The 18,323-nt window shown below is 69.4% G+C and carries 17 protein-coding genes; 12 read left to right on the top strand and 5 right to left on the bottom strand.

Annotated features, from left to right (window positions below; all coding sequences use genetic code 11):
* Positions 1-98 precede the first annotated feature (98 nt).
* Positions 99-443: a Rid family hydrolase gene (locus ABIE41_RS01540; protein WP_192643083.1), complete on the top strand. Its 345-nt coding sequence runs from the start codon at positions 99-101 to the stop codon at positions 441-443.
* Positions 444-452: 9 nt separating this feature from the next.
* Here ABIE41_RS01540 and ABIE41_RS01535 read toward each other — a convergent pair whose 3' ends face one another.
* Together ABIE41_RS01535 and ABIE41_RS01530 are read right to left on the bottom strand one after the other, a co-directional pair.
* On the bottom strand, positions 453-2,051 hold the full coding sequence (locus tag ABIE41_RS01535; protein ID WP_192643082.1) for a gamma-glutamyltransferase family protein: 1,599 nt from the start codon (positions 2,049-2,051) through the stop codon (positions 453-455).
* 149 nt (positions 2,052-2,200) lie between these two features.
* Complete coding sequence (locus ABIE41_RS01530) at positions 2,201-3,655, bottom strand: protein adenylyltransferase SelO (RefSeq protein WP_192643081.1); 1,455 nt, start codon at positions 3,653-3,655, stop codon at positions 2,201-2,203.
* A gap of 116 nt (positions 3,656-3,771) precedes the next feature.
* Here ABIE41_RS01530 and ABIE41_RS01525 point away from each other — a divergent pair, with 116 nt between their 5' ends.
* The 11 genes from ABIE41_RS01525 (at position 3,772) to ABIE41_RS01475 (ending at position 15,318) form a co-directional block, all read left to right on the top strand.
* Complete coding sequence (locus ABIE41_RS01525) at positions 3,772-6,375, top strand: GNAT family N-acetyltransferase (protein ID WP_192643712.1); 2,604 nt, start codon at positions 3,772-3,774, stop codon at positions 6,373-6,375.
* A gap of 118 nt (positions 6,376-6,493) precedes the next feature.
* On the top strand, positions 6,494-6,730 hold the full coding sequence (locus ABIE41_RS01520; protein ID WP_192643080.1) for a DUF2934 domain-containing protein: 237 nt from the start codon (positions 6,494-6,496) through the stop codon (positions 6,728-6,730).
* A 300-nt stretch (positions 6,731-7,030) separates the two neighbouring features.
* The gene (locus tag ABIE41_RS01515; RefSeq protein WP_192643079.1) at positions 7,031-7,498 is read left to right on the top strand and encodes a (2Fe-2S)-binding protein; all 468 of its coding nucleotides are present in this window, start codon (positions 7,031-7,033) and stop codon (positions 7,496-7,498) included.
* 90 nt (positions 7,499-7,588) lie between these two features.
* A complete protein-coding gene (locus ABIE41_RS01510; protein WP_192643078.1) occupies positions 7,589-9,787 on the top strand; it encodes a xanthine dehydrogenase family protein molybdopterin-binding subunit in 2,199 nt (732 codons plus the stop codon).
* An 11-nt stretch (positions 9,788-9,798) separates the two neighbouring features.
* Complete coding sequence (soxX, locus tag ABIE41_RS01505; RefSeq protein WP_192643077.1) at positions 9,799-10,245, top strand: sulfur oxidation c-type cytochrome SoxX; 447 nt, start codon at positions 9,799-9,801, stop codon at positions 10,243-10,245.
* Entirely contained in the window at positions 10,208-10,702 is a 495-nt protein-coding gene (locus ABIE41_RS01500) for a thiosulfate oxidation carrier protein SoxY (protein WP_192643076.1), read from the top strand. The genes soxX and ABIE41_RS01500 overlap by 38 nt, the downstream gene beginning before the upstream one ends.
* 12 nt (positions 10,703-10,714) lie before the next feature.
* Complete coding sequence (locus ABIE41_RS01495; protein ID WP_192643075.1) at positions 10,715-11,038, top strand: thiosulfate oxidation carrier complex protein SoxZ; 324 nt, start codon at positions 10,715-10,717, stop codon at positions 11,036-11,038.
* Between the two features lie 74 nt (positions 11,039-11,112).
* The gene (soxA, locus tag ABIE41_RS01490; protein ID WP_210320952.1) at positions 11,113-11,949 is read left to right on the top strand and encodes a sulfur oxidation c-type cytochrome SoxA; all 837 of its coding nucleotides are present in this window, start codon (positions 11,113-11,115) and stop codon (positions 11,947-11,949) included.
* 75 nt (positions 11,950-12,024) lie between these two features.
* Positions 12,025-12,903 carry a LysR substrate-binding domain-containing protein gene (locus ABIE41_RS01485; RefSeq protein ID WP_192643073.1) on the top strand — a complete coding sequence of 293 codons (879 nt, stop codon included), beginning with the start codon at positions 12,025-12,027 and terminating at the stop codon, positions 12,901-12,903.
* A 111-nt stretch (positions 12,904-13,014) separates the two neighbouring features.
* Positions 13,015-14,199 carry a cystathionine beta-lyase gene (gene metC, locus ABIE41_RS01480; protein ID WP_192643072.1) on the top strand — a complete coding sequence of 395 codons (1,185 nt, stop codon included), beginning with the start codon at positions 13,015-13,017 and terminating at the stop codon, positions 14,197-14,199.
* Between the two features lie 102 nt (positions 14,200-14,301).
* Complete coding sequence (locus ABIE41_RS01475) at positions 14,302-15,318, top strand: amino acid ABC transporter substrate-binding protein (RefSeq protein WP_192643071.1); 1,017 nt, start codon at positions 14,302-14,304, stop codon at positions 15,316-15,318.
* A gap of 35 nt (positions 15,319-15,353) precedes the next feature.
* On the opposite strand, the gene ABIE41_RS01470 is transcribed toward ABIE41_RS01475, so the two are convergent.
* Genes ABIE41_RS01470 through ABIE41_RS01460 form a run of 3 tightly spaced genes read right to left on the bottom strand, consistent with a single transcriptional unit; the run spans position 15,354 to position 18,252 of the window.
* Positions 15,354-16,109, bottom strand: coding sequence for an ABC transporter ATP-binding protein (locus ABIE41_RS01470; protein ID WP_192643070.1), 756 nt, complete (start codon positions 16,107-16,109; stop codon positions 15,354-15,356).
* Entirely contained in the window at positions 16,106-17,146 is a 1,041-nt protein-coding gene (locus ABIE41_RS01465; RefSeq protein WP_192643069.1) for a FecCD family ABC transporter permease, read from the bottom strand. The genes ABIE41_RS01470 and ABIE41_RS01465 overlap by 4 nt, the downstream gene beginning before the upstream one ends.
* Positions 17,143-18,252 (bottom strand): ABC transporter substrate-binding protein, encoded by a 1,110-nt coding sequence (locus ABIE41_RS01460; RefSeq protein WP_192643068.1) that lies wholly within the window; start codon positions 18,250-18,252, stop codon positions 17,143-17,145. The genes ABIE41_RS01465 and ABIE41_RS01460 overlap by 4 nt, the downstream gene beginning before the upstream one ends.
* Between the last annotated feature and the right edge of the window lie 71 nt (positions 18,253-18,323).

The following is an 18,323-nucleotide window of genomic DNA, read 5'->3' as shown; positions in this document are numbered from 1 at the left end:
CAGGAATGGATCCCGGATCGGCGCCGCTGACGCGGCTTGTCCGGGATGACACCCTGGTTTCCTACACTCACACTTTGTCCCAAGCAGGAGAGAAGACCATGACCATCAAGCGCAGCATCAAGACCCCGATCCAGAACCGCGTCGTCGAGGCCGGCAACCTCGTCTTCGTCGGCGGCTGCATCGCCGACGACATCACCCAGTCGATGGGCCCGCAGACCCAGAACATCCTGACCAAGATCGAGGGCTATCTCGGCGAGGTCGGGCTCGACCGCAAGGCGATCGTCGCCGCGACGATCTTCGTCACCGATCTGCCCGGCAAGAAGGAAATGGACCCGGTCTGGACCGCGTTCTTCGGCGACGCCTTGCCAACCCGCGCGACCGTCGGCGTCGCCGATCTTGGCGGCGCGCTGATCGAGATCGTCTGCACCGCCAGCCGCGGCTGAGGGCAGCCCTCACACCGCCACGACATACCCATCCCGGCGCGGATCAGCCGCGCCGGTCATCACGCCGGTGACGGGGTCGACCGACACCGCCTGCATGCCGCCGCAGCGCATGGTCCAGCCGGTGTCGAAGGCGGTAATGGCGTGGCCGCGCCGGCGCAGTTCGGCCAGCGTATCCGGCGCAATCCGGTTCTCGGCTTCGATCGCCCGCCCATCCCAGAGCCGGGCGCGCGGCGCCTCGATCGCATCCTGCAGCGGCAGGCCGAAATCGAGATGCTGCACCATCGCCTGGGTCTGCGTCTGCATGATGCCGTAGCTGCCCGGCGTGCCGAGCGCGAGCACGGGGCGGCCGTCCCGTGTCGACAGGCTGGGCGACATGCACATCGGCAGTTCGTCGCCGGGCTTGGAGCGGTTCGGGCTGCCGGTCTGGACATCCGACCAGTACAGGAAATTGTTGAGGCAGACGCCCGTGCCGGGGACCACGATCCCGCTGCCGAAGGGGCTGCCGAGGCTGTTGGTGATGCACACCAGATTGCCCTCCGCATCCGCCGCCGAGAAGGATGTCGTATGCGCCGGGTCCTCGCCTTGCTGCGGCGTCCATTGCTCCGTGGGCCCCTCGACCGGCGCGCCATCGATCAGGCGCCGGCGCAGCGCGGCCAGCGCATCCTCCGTGAAGATGGCGGCGAGGCGATCGGGCGAGGGATTGTTGGCGGCGATGCGGACGCCCGCCGCCAGCCGGATCGCGCGGAAGACGAGGTCGAGATGCTCTGGCCCGTCCTTGACGAGGGCGCCGAGATCGCAGCCCTCGAGGATCTTCAGGCTTAGCAGGAACTGGAAGGCCTCGCAGGGCGGCGGCGGCACATGGACGGTCAGGCCGCGATAGGAGGCAGCAAAAGGCTCGCGCCAGCGCGGTGCGACCGCCGCGAGATCCTCCATCGTCATCAACCCGCCAAGCGAACGCAGATGGGCGACGATGCGCTGCCCCAGCGCGCCGCGATAGAGATGATCAGGACCCTCCGCCGCGATGGCGGTGAATGTCGTCGCGAGATCGGGCTGGCGCAGCACCTGGCCGACGCGGACGGGGCCGCCCTCGGGCAGATAGTTGGCCGTGAAACCGGGATAGAGCTCGGTCCAGGCCTGCAGCAGCGGCGCCTGTTCATTGAACTCGGCGACGCCGAATTCCGAGAGGGCGAAGCCGTCTCGCGCCAGCGCGATCGCCGGCGCGAAGACCTCGGCCAGCGTCTTGCGGCCATGGCGCGAGACGAGTTCGCACCAGCCGGCGAGGTTTCCCGGCATCGCCACGGCATGGGGTCCGCGCTCGAGATCGCTGCGCTGCGTGAAGCGCTCGGCCGGGAAGCTCTTCTGGATCGGCGGCACGAAGTCGAGCACGCTGACGCGGCCCTCCGCCGCCGACCAGAGCGTCGCCGAACCCATGCCCGACAGGCTCGACATGAAGGGCTCGACCACGGTCAGCGCCGCCGCGGTGGCGGCAATCGCGTCAAACGCGTTGCCGCCCTGGATCAGCAGTCGCGCGCCTGCCTGGGCCGCGAGCGGATGGGCCGCGGCGACCATGCCGTGGCGGGACTGGATCGTCGGGCGGCGGCCATCCATCGTCGGTCTCCTCGCTGCGGCTCTTGGGTGGCCGGCGCGCGATCAGAGCATGACGGGGGCGGGGCGCGACAGATGGCCCGGCCTGCGTTGCGCGGGCCGGGGCCGGCGTGGCGCGCATGGCGGCGAGGCGGGCCGGCGGCCCGCGCCGCTCAGGTGCCGCAGAAGGTGCGCAGCACGCGCTCCTCCGGCAGCGGCGGATTCTCGTAATCCGCATAGCCGGTATGCTCGACGAAGGGCTCGGCCAGCACCGCCAGCAGCTCCTCGAAGGGGCCGAAATCGTCCCGCTCCTGCGCGGCCGCGATGGCGGCCTCGACGCGGTGATTGCGCGGGATATAGGCCGGGTTGACGTGCAGCAGTGCGCCCGGTGCCGCATCAGCGCTTCGCTCGCGCCAGCGCGCCAGCCAGCCATCCAGCGCCGGATCGTCCGACAGCACGGCCCGCAGCGGCGCCTCGTCGGCGCGGCCGGCCTGCAGCCGTGCAAGATGGCGGAAGGTCAGGGTGAAGTCCGCCTCGCGCGCCCCGAGCAGCCCGAGGAACTCCGCCCCGAGCACCGTGTCGGCCTCGCTGTCGCCGGGCAGGCCGAGCTTGCGCGCGATGCCGGCATCGTAGCCAGCCTGGAAGCGGGCGGAGAAGCCGGAAAGCGCGTCCTGCGCCAGCTGCACGGCCTTGTCGCTCTCCTCGTCGAGCAGCGGCAGCAGCGCCTCGGCGAGCCGCGTCAGGTTCCACAGCGCCATCGTGGGCTGGTTGCCATAGGCATAGCGCCCGCCGGTGTCGATCGAGCTGAAGACGGTCGCAGGGTCGTAGGCGTCGAGGAAGGCGCAGGGGCCGTAATCGATGGTCTCCCCCGCGATCGAGACATTATCGGTGTTCATCACGCCATGGATGAAGCCGACCAGCAGCCAGCGCACCATCAGGTCTGCTTGCACCGCGATCACCGCCTCGAGCAGGCCGAGATAGCGGTTCTCCGCTTCCGCCGCCTGCGGATGGTGGCGCGCGATGACATGGTCCGCGAGCGCCCGCAGCCCCTCGGTGTCCTGCCGGGCCGCGAAGAACTGGAAGGTGCCGACGCGGATATGGCTGGCGGCGATGCGGGTCAGCACGGCGCCGGGCAGGATCTCGTCGCGCATCACCGGCGCTCCGGTCAGCACGAAGGCGAGCGCCCGCGTCGTCGGGATGCCGAGCGCCGCCATCGCCTCGCTGACGATGTATTCGCGCATCACCGGCCCGACGGCGGCGCGGCCGTCGCCGCCGCGCGAATAGCGCGTGCGTCCGGCCCCCTTGAGCTGGATGTCGCGGCGTCGGCCGAGGCGGTCGATCACTTCGCCCAGCAGGATCGCGCGGCCGTCGCCGAGCTGCGGCACGAAGCCCCCGAACTGGTGCCCGGCATAGGCGGTCGCGATCGGCGTCGAGCCCTCCACAACCGCATTGCCGGCGAGCATGGCAAGCCCTTCCGGTCCCGAGAGCCAGAGCGGGTCGAGCCCCAGCTCGTCGGCCAGCGCCTGGTTGAGGCGCACCAGCCGCGGCTGCGGCACGGGCGTGGGCGGGGTCAGCGCAAAGAAGCGCTCGGGCAATTGTGCGTAGGTGTTGTCGAAGGCGATGGGCATGGCGCGTCCTGGTCGTCGGGGCGTCGGTCCCCCTCTGGTCGAAAGCCGGATCGGGAGCAAGGGTTCCCGTGGCGGCCGTCACATACGCCTGCACACGAATCGGCTACGCTGCGCAGATGGGCACGGATCGACTGAAACGCATGCTGGAACCCGGCTCGCTGGCGGTCCTCGCACCGCCCGGCGCATCGACCGGGCCGCTTCTCGAAGGGCTCGCCGCGGAAGGCTTTGGCGGTCGCCGCTTCATCGTGGGAGGACGAGCCGAGGGCTTCGAGCCCCTGGCCCGGTTGGACGACTTGCCAGTGCCCGTCGATCTCGTCATCGCCCCGGCCGCTGCTGCGGCCGAGACCATCGCCGCGGCGGGTCGGCGCGGCTGCGCCGGCGTGCTGGTCGTGGATGGCGATCGCTCCGATGCGGCTGTTCTGGCCGAGGCCGCGCGCCGCGCGGGCGTCCGGCTGCTGGGCCCCGACTCGATGGGCCTCGTCGCGCCGCGCCTCCACCTCAATGCGAGCTTCGCCCCCCTCGTGCCGGGTGCCGGCAGCCTCGCGCTGGTGGCGCAGTCCAATTCGATCGCGGCCGGCATCCTGGCCTGGGCGGCGCGCCGCGGCGTCGGCTTCTCCGGCGTCGTCACGCTGGGCGCTGCCGCCGACATCGACCTCGCCGACGCGCTCGACCATTTCGGGCAGGACGGCCGCACCCGCGCGATCCTGCTGGCGCTGGACGAGGTCGAGGATGCGGGGCGCTTCCTCTCCTCGGCGCGGGCGGCGGCTCGTCTCAAGCCGGTGCTCGTGCTGAAGCCCTGGCAGCCATCCGACCGGAGCGGGGGACTGACCCATGCCGGCCTGATCGTGACCTCCGACCGCGCCCATGACGCCGCCTTCCACCGTGCCGGCCTGCTGCGCGTCAACGATCTCGACGAGCTCTTCGCCGCGGCGGAAACGCTCGGGCGCAGCCGCCAGCTCGTCGGCGGCCGTCTGGCGATCGTCAGCAATGGCGCGGGCCTCGCCGCTCTCGCGGCCGGGCGGCTGCGACAGCTCGGGGGTCGGCTGGCGCTTCGCGACGGCGACGCGATCGAGGCCGAACGCGAGGCGATCGTCGAGGTCGCGACGCCGGCTGATTATGCTCAGACCGTCACAGCCCTGCTCGCCGATGGCGGCGTCGACGCGGTTCTGGCCGTGCATGCGCCGCATCGCCTCGCCGAGGCGGAAGCCTGCGCGGAGGCGGTCGTCGCCGCGGCGCAGGAGGCCGGGCGCGGCAAGCTCGTCCTGGCGGCCTGGATTGGCGGGGACGAGGCGATCGGCGCGCGCTTCGCCGCCGCCGGGTTGCCCTCCTTCGCGACCGGCGCGGAAGCCGTCCTCGGCTTCCAGCATTTGCTGCGCCATGCCCGCCTCCAGACCGAACTGATGGCGACGCCGCCCGCGGCGGGCGAGGTGCCGCCGCCCGACCTCGCTCAGGCACGCGCCATCGTCGCCCGCGCGCTGGCGCAGGAGCGCGACTGGCTCGACGCCGGCGAGGTCTCCGCGCTGCTGGCGATCTATCGCGTTCCCGAGCTGAAGCCGGTGCTGGCTGCGGATGTCGAGGCGGCGCTGGTCGCGGCCAAGCCCTTCCTGTCGTCAGGCCGGCCGGTGGCGCTGAAGATCGTCTCGCCCGACATCGTCCACAAATCCGATGTCGGCGGCGTCGCGCTCGATCTTGCGACCGAGGCCGCGATCCGCGATGCGGCGCAGCGCATACTGGCGCGGGTCACGCAGGAGCGGCCCCGCGCGCGCATCACCGGGCTGGCCGTGCAGCCCATGGCCCAGCGCGCCAAGGCCCGCGAACTCATCGTCGGCTTCGCCACCGATCCCTGCTTCGGCCCGGTCGTCGTCTTCGGCCGGGGCGGGACGGCCGCCGAGCTGATCGACGACAGCCATGTCGCCCTGCCGCCGCTCGATCTCGGCCTCGCGGCGCGACTGATCGCGCGGACCCGCGTCTCGCGCGTGCTCGCCGCCTATCGCGACGTGCCCGCTGCAAAGCTTGAGGCGGTTGCGGCTGCGATCGTCGCCGTCGGCCAGATGGCGGTCGATTTGCCCGAGATCCGCGAGCTCGACCTCAACCCCCTTCTCGCCGACGAGACCGGCGTCATCGCTGTCGATGCCCGCATCATGCTGGAGCGCCGGCCCGAGCAGCGCCGCCGCCCGGCGATCCGGCCCTATCCCGCATCCTGGGCGAAGCGGATGGCGTTGCGGGGCGGCCGTACCTTCGACGTGCGGCCGATCCGCCCCGACGACGAGGGGGCCATCGCGGAGATGCTCACGAAGGTCACGCCGGAGGATCTGCGACTGCGCTTCTTCGCGCCGGTGAAGGCCTTCAGCCATGCCTTCCTCGCGCATCTGACGCAGCTCGACTACGCGCGCGCCATGGCCTTCGTGGCGCTGGACGAGGCGGGCGAGGTCGCGGGGGTGGTGCGCCTCCATGCCGACATCGCCCATGAGGAGGCCGAATACGCCATCCTCCTGCGCTCGGACATGAAGGGGCTGGGGCTGGGCTGGAGCTTGATGACGCTGATCATCGAATGGGCGCGGGCGGAGGGGCTCAAGATCATCCGCAGCCAGGTCCTGGCCGAGAACACGCGCATGCTCGCACTCTGCCGCCAGCTCGGCTTCGACATTGCCAACGACCCCGACGATACGGCCATCCGCATCGTCACCTTGCCGGTCGAGCCGACGGCGCCGCTCGGCTAGGCTTGTGACGATCCCGAACTGACGCGCAGCCGGGAACGTCGACGCCGGAGCGGGGTTCTGCGGAGAGGGCTTGCCGCCCGCGACGGGCCGGCATCGGCCGCAAGATGGAGGATCCATCATGGAAGACGACAAGGCTCTCGGCGAGATCAGGAAGATCGCCTACCGCCTCTGGACCGAGGATGGGCGCCCCGATGGCGAGGACCGCCGGCACTGGGACCGCGCCAAGGAAATCTGGGCCTTCGAGCATGCGGGCGAGGACGCGCCGCAGGTTCAGGCACAGGCAAAACCGCCGGCCGCTCCGGCGCGCCGCGGCAGGTCTCGGACGACCGCCAACCTCGACGGCGTCGGGCGCTGAAGACCGCCATCACGTTGCCGTGATTCCGAGCCGGGAGCCTCTCCCGGTCGCGCGGGTCGTTCCCGTCGTCAAACCCTGCGCCGACGCGGAAAATCGGCCGTGTCGGTGCCAGGGAGGAGAAAAATCGACCTTTCACGCCGCGTGATCGCGGCGGCGGCGGTGGTTGGCTTGCGGCCGCAACTGAGCTTCACTCTGTTCCAATTCAAGTCTGGCTGGTGCGCCGCGGCGCGTGCCGGCTTTGCGGCGGGGCGCGCTGGCTCTCCCGCTGTCCTTCTTGATCCAAGAACCGGGAGGTCTGCGGTGGCGAAGCTCAATGTGAACGGCAAGATCATCGACGTCGAGGCAGCCGGCGATACGCCGCTGCTCTGGGTCATCCGCGAACAGATCGGCCTGACCGGCACGAAATATGGCTGCGGTGTCGCCCAGTGCGGCGCCTGCACGGTCCATATCGACGGCGTGGCGACGCGCGCCTGCGCCTTGCCGCTCGATGCGGTCACCGCCGAGCAGAAGATCGTCACCATCGAGGGCCTCTCCCCCGACGGCAAGCATCCGATCCAGCAGGCCTGGATCAAGCACGACGTGCCGCAATGCGGCTTCTGCCAGAGCGGCATGATCATGGCGACCGCGGCGCTGCTGCAGGCTAATCCGAAGGCGACCGAGGCCGACATCGCAGCCGAGATCACCAATATCTGCCGCTGCGGCACCTATGCGCGGGTGAAGACCGCGATCCTCGACGTCGTCGCGGGCGGAACGCTCGGCCGCGGCTGATCTTTCGCCTGCTTCCCTTCCCCGCGGGGTCGAGGCCGGTGCGATCATCGCCCGCCGCCTCCCTCGCGCCAACCTGATCCGGAGGACGACATGACGACCCTCTCTGCCAACAAGCCTTCCACCGGCCCGGCGCTCTCCCGCCGCAGCCTGCTCGCCGGCTCGGCCGCGGCCGCCGGCGCGTTCAGCTTCGGCTTCGCCATCCCCTTCGGCGAGGCCAACGCGCAGGGCGCCGTGCCCGAGATCAATGCCTGGGTCGTCATCCATCCCGACGACAAGGTGGTGATCCGCATCGCCCGCTCGGAAATGGGGCAGGGCACGTTGACCGGTCTCGCCCAGCTCGTCGCCGAGGAGCTGAACTGCGATTGGGCGAAGGTCACGACCGAATACCCCACGCCCGGCCAGAACGTCGCCCGCAACCGCATCTGGGGCAATTTCTCGACCGGCGGCAGCCGCGGCATCCGCGAGAGCCACGAATATGTCCGCAAGGGCGGCGCTGCTGCGCGCACCATGCTGATCCAGGCGGCCGCCAACGAATGGAAGGTGCCGGCCGCCGAATGCAGCGCCGAGAAGAGCGTCATTACCCACAAGGTCTCTGGCCGCTCGCTGCGCTACGGCCAGGTCGCCACTGCGGCGGCCAAGCTTGAGGCGCCCAAGGATGTGGCGCTGAAGGATCCGAAGGACTGGACCATCGCCGGCAAGCCGCTGCCCCGGCTCGACACCGCCGACAAGACCAACGGCGCCAAAATCTACGGCATGGACTTCAAGCTGCCGGGGATGCTCAACGCCGCAATCAAGGACTGCCCCGTCTTCGGCGGCAAGGTTAAGAGCTTCGATGCCGCCAAGATCCAGGCCATGCCGGGCGTGAAGCACGTCCTGCCGGTCGGCGACAGCGCGGTTGCGGTCGTGGCCGACACCTGGTGGCGTGCCAAGACGGCCCTCGATGCGCTGCCGATCGTCTGGGACGAGGGGCCGCACGCCAACGTCTCCAGCGAGAGCCTCGCCGCCTGGCTGAAGGAAGGGCTGGACGTGCCCGAGGCCGTGGTCGGCAACCAGAACGGCGATGTGAAGGCCGCGATGGCCGGTGCCGCCCGCACCATCGAGGCGGTCTATTCCTACCCCTTCCAGAACCATGCCTGCATGGAGACGATGAACGCCACGGCGCTCTACACGCCGGAGAAATGCGAGGTCTGGACGCCGACGCAGAACGGCGAGGCTGCGCTCGCCGCGGCGGCGGAGGCGTCCGGCCTGCCGATCGCGAAATGCGAGGCCTACAAGATCGATCTCGGCGGTGGCTTCGGCCGGCGCGGCGCGGTGCATGACTGGGTCCGCCAGGTCGTCGCGATCGCCAAGCAGATCCCCGGCACGCCGGTGAAGCTGATCTGGTCGCGCGAGGAGGACATGCTGCATGGCCGCTTCCACCCGCTGACCCAGTGCAAGATGACCGGCGCGCTCGACAAGGACGGCAACCTGACCGGCCTGCACATGCGCATCTCCGGCCAGTCGATCGTCGCCGGCATCTTCCCGCAGAACATCCAGAACGGTCGCGACCCGGTCGTCTTCCAGGGGCTGAACGCCTCGGGGCCCGAAGCCTCGATCGGCTATTCCATCCCGAATCTCCTGATCGACCACGCCATGCGCAATCCGCATGTGCCGCCAGGCTTCTGGCGCGGCGTCAACCTGAACCAGAACGCGATCTACCTCGAATCCTTCATCGACGAACTGGCCAATGCCGCCGGCAAGGACCCGCTGGAGTTCCGCCGGACCCTGATGAAGAACCATCCCAAGCATCTCGCCGTGCTCAATGCCGCAGCCGAGAAGGCGGAATGGGGCAAGCCGCTGCCGGCCGGTGTCTTCCGCGGCATCTGCCAGACCATGGGCTTCGGCGCCTATGTCGCGGCCGTGGCCGAGGTCTCGGTCAGTCCCGAGGGCAAGCTCAAGGTGCTTCGCATCGTGGCGGCGACCGATCCGGGCCATGTCGTCAACCCGGCGCAGGTGGAACGCCAGATCGAGGGCTCCTTCGTCTACGGTCTCTCGGCGGCGCTCTATGGCGAGATCACCATCAAGGGCGGGCGCGTCGAGCAGGAGAACTTCGACACCTACGAGGTGATGCGGCTGGAGGCGATGCCCGCGGTCGAGACCGTTCTGGTGCCGTCCGGCGGTTTCTGGGGCGGCGTCGGCGAACCGACGATCGCGGTCGCGGCGCCTGCCGTGCTGAACGCGATCTTCGCCGCCACCGGCAAGCGCATCCGCAACCTGCCGCTCAAGAACGCCGACCTGAAGAAGGCGTGAGCAGGGCCGGCATGCGGGCGCGGATCGGGTTGGGCGCCGCGCTGCTGGCTTGGCCGGCCGTGTCGCCCGCCACCGCGCTCGAACCTTATGCGGTCGTCGGCGACGCGATCCCCGCGCCGCTTGGCGGCCTCGCCGGCGATGCGCCGCGCGGCGCGGCGCTGGTGCGGGACCGTGAGCGCGGCAACTGCCTGATCTGCCACCGCGGCGCTGACCCGTCGGAGCCGTTCCAGGGCTCGATCGGGCCGCCGCTCGCTGGCGTGGGTGGGAGGCTGGACGCCGGCCAGATTCGGCTGCGGCTGGTCGATGCCTCGCTTTTGAACCCGCAAACCGTGATGCCGCCCTATTTCAGGACTGAAAACCTGCAGGATGTCGCCCCGGCCTATCGCGGCAAGCCCGCCCTCTCGGCCCAGGAGATCGAGGATGTCGTCAGCTATCTCGCCACGCTCCGCGCGGACTGAAGCGGGGATCGACCGCCGCAGCCTGCTGGCGGGCCCGGCGGCCAGCCTGCTGGCCGCCGGGCTTCCGCCCGCGGCTGCCGCCGACACGCCGCCGGACCTCGCGCAGCTCATTGCCCGCGTCACCGAAGGCGCTGTGCCGGAGCGCGCGCGCATCAGGCTCGAGATCCCGGCGCTCGCCGAGAACGGCAATGCCGTCGACACCCGCATCCGCATCGACAGCCCGATGACGCCGGCCGAGCATGTCCGCTGGATCCATCTCATCGCCGAGAAGAACCCCTTTCCGGACATGGCGCGCTTCCATCTCGGTCCCCGCGCTGGGCGGGCCGAGGTCGCGACGACGCTGCGGATCGCGCAGTCGCAGAAGGTCGCCGCCGTGGCCGCGCTGAGCGACGGGCGCTTCCTCCTCGCGGAGGCCGACATCGTCGTGACGCTCAGTGCCTGCATCGACGGCGGTTGAGGGAGAGCGCGCATGAACTTCAATGCCCGCATCAGCCTGCCGGCCAGCGTCCGCGCCGGCGAGATCGTCGAGATCAAGGTGCTGACCCGCCACCCGATGGACCGCGGCGGCCAGTCCGACGGCAAGGGCGGCACCGTGCCGCGCAAGATCCTCAATCGGCTGACTGCGACCTATGCCGGCGAGACGATCTTCCGGCTCGACATGCACACAGGCGTCGCCGCCAACCCCTTCGTCTCCTTCACGACGCGGGCGATCGAGACCGGCGACATCGTCTTCGAATGGCGCGAGGACGGCGGCGCGACCTACACCCGCACCGCCCGGTTGACCGTGACGTGAGCCTCTTCGGACTTGGCCTGCGATTATTCTCAGACCTCATCCTGAGGAGCCGCGTCAGCGGCGTCTCGAAGGATGTGTCAGACCGCCCTGGACCATCCTTCGAGACGCAAGCTCCGCTTGCTCCTCAGGCTGAGGGCTGTGGTTCGAGGACAAGGATCGCGTTTCTCATTCTGCTCGCCTTCGTTGCCGTCTCCGCCAATCCCGCCCTCGCCGAGATCAAATCCGGCACCGACTTCCTCTCCCCCGAATTGCGCCGGCAGCAGGCGGACGAGACGCGCAATCCCGGATTTTTCTGGGTCGAGCAGGGTCGCGAGCTTTTCAGCCGCCGTCCGGCTGGCGAGGGGCAGGCCTGCATCGGCTGCCATGTCGAACCGCAGCAGAGCCTGCGCGGTGCCGCCACGCGCTACCCGCAGGTCGATGCCGCCACGGGCCGGCTCGTAAACCTCGAAGGCCGCATCGAGCAGTGCCGGGTCGAGCGGCAGTCACAGCCCGCCTTCGGCTACGAGACGCCGGAGCTTCTGTCGCTGACCGCCTATCTCGCCTCGCTTTCGCGCGGCCTGCCGATGCAGGTCCGCACCGACGGGCCGGCGCAGCCCTACTATGAAGCCGGCAAGGCTTTTTTCGAGCGCAGGCAGGGTCAGCTCAACCTCTCCTGCCAGCAATGCCATGACGGCCTCGTCGGCCAGAAGCTGCGCGGCGACACCATCAGCCATGGCACCGGCACCGGCTACCCGGCCTACCGGCTGGAATGGAACGATGTCGGCTCGCTGCACCGGCGCCTGCGGGCCTGCTCGCTCGGCGTGCGCGCGACGCAGTTCGAGGCGGGCGGGCCGGAATATCTGGCGCTGGAACTGTATCTCGCCGCCCGCGCCAGGGGCCTCCCCGTCGAAACGCCGGCCATGCGCCGCTGATTGCACCGGACGACGGGCTGTGGTTTCCCTCAACGGCCCGTTGCGCCCGCGGGATGTCGCCGGGGTCCGTGATCCGTGAACAGCCGCCAGATCGAGACCTTCGTCGCCGTCATGAAGGCCGGCACGATCTCTCGGGCGGCCGAATTGCTCGGCGTCACGCAGCCCGGCGTCAGCCGCACCATTGCCGATCTCGAAGCCTCCATCGGCTTCCTGCTCTTCGACAGGGTGCGCAACCGCATCGTGCCGACGCCAGAGGGGCGCCTGCTCTATGACGAGGTCCAGGCCGCCTTCCGTGGCATGGACAAGATCCGCTCCGCGGCCGCCCGCATCCGCGACCATGGCGCCGGCCAGATCCGGGTCGCCTCGCTCTCGGCATTGGGGGCTTCGCTGGTGCCGAGGGCCGTCCGGCGCTTCCGCGACCGACGGCCCGACACGGCGGTGACGCTGATGGTTCTGCCCTCGCGGGACGTCCGCAACGGCGTCGTCGCTGGTGAGTTCGATCTTGGTCTGGCCGCCGACGAGGTCGATGTCAGCGGGCTCATCCACCAGCCCTTCGTCTCGCCGCGGGCTTTCTGCGCGATCCCCCTGGGGCACCCGCTCGCGGAGCGGGCTGTCATCACGCCCCACGATCTCGCGGACCGCGACTTCGTCGCCTATGTGCCGGAGGACAGGGCGCGCCAGCGGCTCGACCTCGCCATCGCCGAGGCGGGGGCCGCGCCGCCGCGCATCGTCGTCGAGACGATCTATGCGGCGACCGTTTTCACCCTCGTCTCGGAGGGGGTCGGCATCGGCCTCGTCAGCCCCTATGCAATTGCGGGCTTCGATCAGTCCAAGGTGGTGCTGCGGCCCTTCGAGCCCGCCGTACACAGCAAGAGCGTGCTGCTGCTCCCCGCCGACCGGCCAAAATCGCAGCTGGTGCGCGACTTCATCGACTGCCTGATGGCTGAGCGCTGAGCCGCCTGCCTCAGCGGTCGAGGCCATAACATCCAGGCATCATCTCATGCTCCGGGCCTGATTGCAGCGGCGGGACGATGGCGTACGCATGGGTCCGAGAGAGGGATTTCCATGCACGACCTGACCCGCTGCGTTCACCACCCGGCCGTCAACGAGGAGGGCTATGCCTCGCTGGCCGTGCCGACGCATCGCGCCTCGACCATCGTCTACAAGGATGCGGCGAGCTTCGCGGCGCGCAAATATCGCGGCTTCGACGGCTACACCTATGGGCTGCATGGCACGCCGACGACCCGCACGCTGGAGGCGCAGCTCACCGCGCTGCATGGGGGCGTGCGCACCGTGCTGGTGCCATCCGGCCAGGCGGCCGTGACCATGGTCATGCTCGCCGTGCTGATGCCGGGCGACAAGGTGCTGATCCCCGACCATGTCTATCCGCCGGTGCGCAGCTTCTGCGAGGATTACCTGAAGCCGCGCGGCATCAATTACGGCGTCTACGATCCGTTGATCGGGGCCGGCATCGCCGATCTGATCGACGACGCCACGAAGCTGGTCTGGGTCGAGTCGCCGGGCTCCGGCACGATGGAGGTGCAGGACGTGCCTGCCATCGTGAGGGCCGCCAAGGCGAAGGGCTGCCTCGTCGGCTGCGACAACACCTGGGCGACGCCGCTGATCTTCAAGCCGCTGGCCCATGGCGCCGATTTCGCCTGCGAGGCCCTGACGAAATATGTCGGCGGCCATTCCGACCTGCTGCTCGGCTCGATCACCGTTTCCGATATGAGCCTGCGCCAGAAGCTCAAGGAACTGCTGCGCGGCTATGGCGTCGGTGTCTCGCCCGACGAATGCCAGCTCGCCTTGCGCGGCATCGAGACCATGGGGCTGCGCGTCGCCCATATGGGTCGGGTCTCCGAGGATTTCGCCAAGCGCCTGGCGCATTCGCCGGCGGTCGAGACGGTGCTGCATCCGGCGCTGCCCTCCTGCCCCGGCCATGAATTCTGGCGGCGCGACATGGGGCGCTCATCGGGGGTGTTCAGCCTCGTGCTGAAGCCGGTGTCCGAGGAGGCTCTCGAGGCTGCGCTGACCGCGCTGAAAATCTTCGCAATCGGCGCCTCCTGGGGTGGCACGCGTAGCCTGATCGCGCCGATGGCGGTGAAGGGCGACCGCAGCGTCGTGCCCTGGACACAGGAAGGCCCGGTGCTGCGCATCAGCATCGGCCTCGAAGACGAGGACGACCTCTGGAACGACCTCGACGCGCTGCTGGTCGCGCTCGAGCCCAGGCCCACCACAAGGGTCGCCTGACCGACAAGAAGAGCCGGGATGAAACTGACGCGGCGAGCCTCGAGCCCGCCGCGCGAGGAGAGCTGTGCCTGCCGTCGACTAAAGCCATAAAAGGGGACCATCATGAGACATCTGCTGATCGGACTGGCTGCGCTCGCAGCGCTGGCGACGCCGGCCGCCGCCCAGACCAGCGGCACGCTCGCCAAGATCAGGGAGCGCGGCCACATCATCTGCGGAACGAGCCCCGGCGTCGCCGGCTTCTCGATCCAGGATGCAGCCGGGCGCTGGAACGGCTTCGACATCGACATCTGCCGGGCGCTCGCGGTCGCGATCTTCAACGATCCCGACAAGGCGAAGTTCGTGCCCCTGACCTCGAAGGACCGGCTGATCGCCCTGCAGGGCGGCGAGATCGACGTCCTCCCGCGCACCACGACCTGGACGCTGTCGCGCAATCTCGGCCAGGGCGTCACCTTCACCGCCGTGAACTACTATGACGGCCAGGGCTTCATGGTGGCAAACAGGCTCGGCGTGACCAGCGCAACGAAGCTCGACGGTGCTTCGGTTTGCGTGGCGCAGGGCACGACGAGCGAACTCAACCTCGCCGACTATTTCCGCAAGCTCGGCATGAAATACGAACCTGCCGCCTTCTCGACCTCGGAGGAGGCGCTCAAGGCCTATGAGGCCGGGCGCTGCGACGCCTACACCACGGACGTCTCCGCACTGGCCGCGGTGAAGCTCAAGCTGCAGGACCCCGACGGGCATGTGGTTCTGCCGGAAGTCATCTCCAAGGAGCCGCTCGGGCCCTGGGTGCGTACCGGGGACGAGGGCTGGTTCAACCTCGTGCGCTGGACGGTCGCGGCGCTGGTCAATGCCGAGGAGCTGGGCGTCACACAGGCCAATGTCCGCGAGATGACGAAGTCGGCCAATCCCGAGATCCGGCGTTTCCTGGGCCTGGACGGCAAGTTCGGCGAGGCGATGGGCGTGAGCAACGATTGGGTCGTCCGCATCATCGCGACCGTCGGCAACTACGGCGAGTCCTTCGAGCGCTATCTCGGCGCACAGTCCCGGCTGAAACTGGCGCGCGGACCCAACGCGCTCTGGACGAATGGCGGCCTGCAATACAGCCCGCCCTTCCGCTGAGAGGCGCCGGAGTGGCGATAGGGGCGGCGGCCGTCTCAGGCTGCCGCGATCGCCCGCAGCGGCGTGACGATCAGGCGTCCATCGGGGTCCGCAGACAAGGTCGCCTCGACGCCGAACACGCTTGCGACCATCGCGGCATCGATCACCGCCTCGGGCCGCCCGCAGCAGATGGCGCGGCCCGCACGCATCACCAGCACCCGGTCGGCAAAGCGCGCGGCGATGTTGAGATCGTGCAGGATGACGAGCGTGGTCAGGCCGCGGCTCTTGGTCATGCGCAGCACGATCTCCATCACCTCGAGCTGGTGGCGGATGTCGAGCGCGCTGATCGGCTCGTCGAGCAGGAGCAGTGCAGGCTCGGAGGCTAGCGCCTGCGCCAGGAAGACGAGCTGGCGCTGGCCGCCGCTGAGCTCCCCGAGATAGCGCGAGGCGAGCGGCATCAGGTCGAGTTCGCCCAGCACCGCCTCGACAGCGGCGAGATCCTCAGGCCGGACCCGCAGGCCCAGCCGTCCGAGCCGCCCGAGCAGCACCGCTTCGAGTACGGTCAGTGCGGCGCGCGCGCCGATGTCCTGCGGCATGTAGCCGATACGCTCTGGCCTGACCGGCGAGCCGTCGAACCTGACCACGCCTCCATGCTTCACCAGCCCGGCGATGGCCTTGACTAGCGAGGACTTGCCCGAGCCGTTGGGGCCGATGATGGCGAGCACCTCGCCGGGATGGGCGGCGACGTCCACCGCCTCGATCGCCTGCGTCGCGCTATAGCGGACGCTCAATCCTGCGACGGTCAGCTTCACCAGAAGGCCCTCCGGTTGCGCAGGATCAGCCAGACGAAGAAGGGCACGCCGATCAGCGAGGTGACGATGCCGATCGGCACGATCGCGCCGGGCAGCACGGTCTTGCTGGCGATCGAGGCCATCGACAAAAGCAGCGCCCCATAGAGCGCCGACGCCGGCAGGAAGCTGCGCTGGTCCTCGCCGACGAGCATCCGCGCGATATGCGGCGCCACCAGCCCCACAAACCCGATCGTCCCGACGAAGGCGACCGCGACGCCCGTCAGCGCCGAAATCAGCACGAAGGAGCGCAGCCGCAGCCGCCGGACATCGACACCCAGCCCCCGCGCCCGCTCGTCCCCGAGCTTCAGCGCGGTGAGCCGCCAGACATCGACGACGAGGACGGGGATGCAGGCCGCAAGCACCGCCGTGATGATCCAGAGCTTGCTCCAGCTCGCCTTCTGCAGCGAGCCGAACAGCCAGAACACGATCTGTTGCAGCGCCTCGGGCGAGGCGACGAACTGCAAGAGCGCCAGCAGCGCCTGGAACAGGAAGAGCAGCGCGATGCCCGCCAGCACCAGCATCTCGGGCGAGGACTCCCGCGCCTGGCCGATGCCGTAGACCCCGGCACAGGCGATGCCGGCGAAGAGGAACGCCATCAGCGGAATGCCCCAGGCCTCCGGCACCGGCATGGCGACGCCGAGCACGATGACGAGGGCCGCGCCGAAGCCGGCTCCGGCCGAGACGCCGAGCGTGTAGCTCGACGCCAGCGGGTTGTTGAGGATCGTCTGCATGATCGCACCCGACAAGCCCAGCGCCGCCCCGACGACGAGCGCCACGAACGCAATCGGCAAGCGGATCGACCAGACGATGGCATCGACCGTGCGGTCCTGCGCCAGCCCGAAGACCGACTTCGCCACCGCCGCGACCGGCAGGAAGGCCGGCCCGGTCGCGACGTCGAGCACGAGGCTCACGAGGATGGCGACGCAGCCGATGGCGAGCACAACGGCGCGCCGCGCGCCCATCGCGGCATAGGTCGCGGTGAGGGAGATTGCGGTCATGGTTTCAGCGGCAGCATCCAGGTGCCGCCATAGGCCACGGGCAGATACTTCTCGTGATAGGCCTTGAAGGACGCCGCCGGATCGACATCCGCGAAGGCCTCCGGATAGAGCCGCTTGCCGATGTACTGCATCGCCACGAAGTCGAAGAGCGAGCGGCTCAGGCCGTGCTCGATCGCGTTGACGTTGCCGGTGTGGACCGCCGTCAGATTGGCCCAGCCGGCACGCGCGGCGTAGGGCGCAAGCGATGCGCGGGTCTGCTCCTCGCTCATCTCGTAGCCGGTCTTCACCGCCCTGGGCTTGTTGGCCCAGGACGAACCGGCGATGAAGATCGCATCGGGATCGGCGGCGATGACGGCTTCCGGGTTCATCCGCCCCGAAGCCCCGGCGAGCTTGCCGACGGCGATGTTCTCGCTGCCCAGCAGCGTCAGGATCTTACCCCACATCGTCGTGGCGTAGCTGACGCCGACGGTGTCGGCGCCGTCCGGCCCGACCTCGACATAGGTGCGCGGCTTGCGGGCGACATTGGCCTTCGCGACCCGGGCCAGAACATCGCGATACTGGCTCTCATAGAAGGTTGCGAGCTCTTCCGCGCGGGCGTCTGAGCCCGTGATCCTGCCGAGTGCACGGGTCGAGGCGAGGTGGCGCTCCAGGATCTGGGCGTTGTAGTCGATGACGACGATCGGGATGCCCGCCGCCTCGATCCGCTCCCGCTCGCTGCCGAGCGCGGTGAACATCCAGTCCGCCACCAGGAAGGCGTCGGGCTTGAGCGCGATCAACTTCTCGGCGCTGAAGCTGCCGTCCTCGATCAGGCCGACATCGGGCATCGCCGCGAGATTGGGGATGACCGCCGTGTAACGCTTGAAGATCGACGGCCGCCAGCCCTCCCAGGCCGTGCGCGACATGCCGACGACGGTCTGCCAGCCCGCGACGCCGGCAACCGCCGTGAACTCCTCGAAGTTGAAGTTCACCACGAGGCGCTTGGCGGGCAGGTCGACGGTGACCCTGCGGTCGAGCGCGTCGACGATCTCTGTCGGCGCCGCGGTCGCGGCGAAGGGGCTGGCGAGCAAGGCTGCCGCGACGAGCAGGGCCCTGAGAGGGGCGATCATGGAAGTCTCCGGGAGGCGAAGGATGGCGGTTTTGGATCGTCGGGAGCCGCGGCCGGAGTCGCGGCTCCCCA

The sequence above is a fragment of the Bosea sp. OAE506 genome (assembly GCF_040546595.1).
Taxonomy (GTDB): domain Bacteria; phylum Pseudomonadota; class Alphaproteobacteria; order Rhizobiales; family Beijerinckiaceae; genus Allobosea.
This window is presented reverse-complemented; position numbering and strand designations above follow the sequence as displayed.

What these genes read in the sequence shown, in the direction of transcription:
- ABIE41_RS01525 (WP_192643712.1), top strand. Translation starts at nt 3,772, where the DNA reads ATGGGCACGGATCGACTGAAACGCATGCTGGAACCCGGCTCGCTGGCG.
- ABIE41_RS01460 (WP_192643068.1), bottom strand. Translation starts at nt 18,252, where the DNA reads ATGATCGCCCCTCTCAGGGCCCTGCTCGTCGCGGCAGCCTTGCTCGCC.
- soxX (WP_192643077.1), top strand. Translation starts at nt 9,799, where the DNA reads ATGCGGGCGCGGATCGGGTTGGGCGCCGCGCTGCTGGCTTGGCCGGCC.
- ABIE41_RS01475 (WP_192643071.1), top strand. Translation starts at nt 14,302, where the DNA reads ATGAGACATCTGCTGATCGGACTGGCTGCGCTCGCAGCGCTGGCGACG.
- ABIE41_RS01535 (WP_192643082.1), bottom strand. Translation starts at nt 2,051, where the DNA reads ATGGATGGCCGCCGCCCGACGATCCAGTCCCGCCACGGCATGGTCGCC.
- ABIE41_RS01530 (WP_192643081.1), bottom strand. Translation starts at nt 3,655, where the DNA reads ATGCCCATCGCCTTCGACAACACCTACGCACAATTGCCCGAGCGCTTC.
- ABIE41_RS01465 (WP_192643069.1), bottom strand. Translation starts at nt 17,146, where the DNA reads ATGACCGCAATCTCCCTCACCGCGACCTATGCCGCGATGGGCGCGCGG.
- ABIE41_RS01510 (WP_192643078.1), top strand. Translation starts at nt 7,589, where the DNA reads ATGACGACCCTCTCTGCCAACAAGCCTTCCACCGGCCCGGCGCTCTCC.
- ABIE41_RS01520 (WP_192643080.1), top strand. Translation starts at nt 6,494, where the DNA reads ATGGAAGACGACAAGGCTCTCGGCGAGATCAGGAAGATCGCCTACCGC.
- ABIE41_RS01495 (WP_192643075.1), top strand. Translation starts at nt 10,715, where the DNA reads ATGAACTTCAATGCCCGCATCAGCCTGCCGGCCAGCGTCCGCGCCGGC.
- metC (WP_192643072.1), top strand. Translation starts at nt 13,015, where the DNA reads ATGCACGACCTGACCCGCTGCGTTCACCACCCGGCCGTCAACGAGGAG.
- ABIE41_RS01540 (WP_192643083.1), top strand. Translation starts at nt 99, where the DNA reads ATGACCATCAAGCGCAGCATCAAGACCCCGATCCAGAACCGCGTCGTC.
- ABIE41_RS01500 (WP_192643076.1), top strand. Translation starts at nt 10,208, where the DNA reads ATGTCGTCAGCTATCTCGCCACGCTCCGCGCGGACTGAAGCGGGGATC.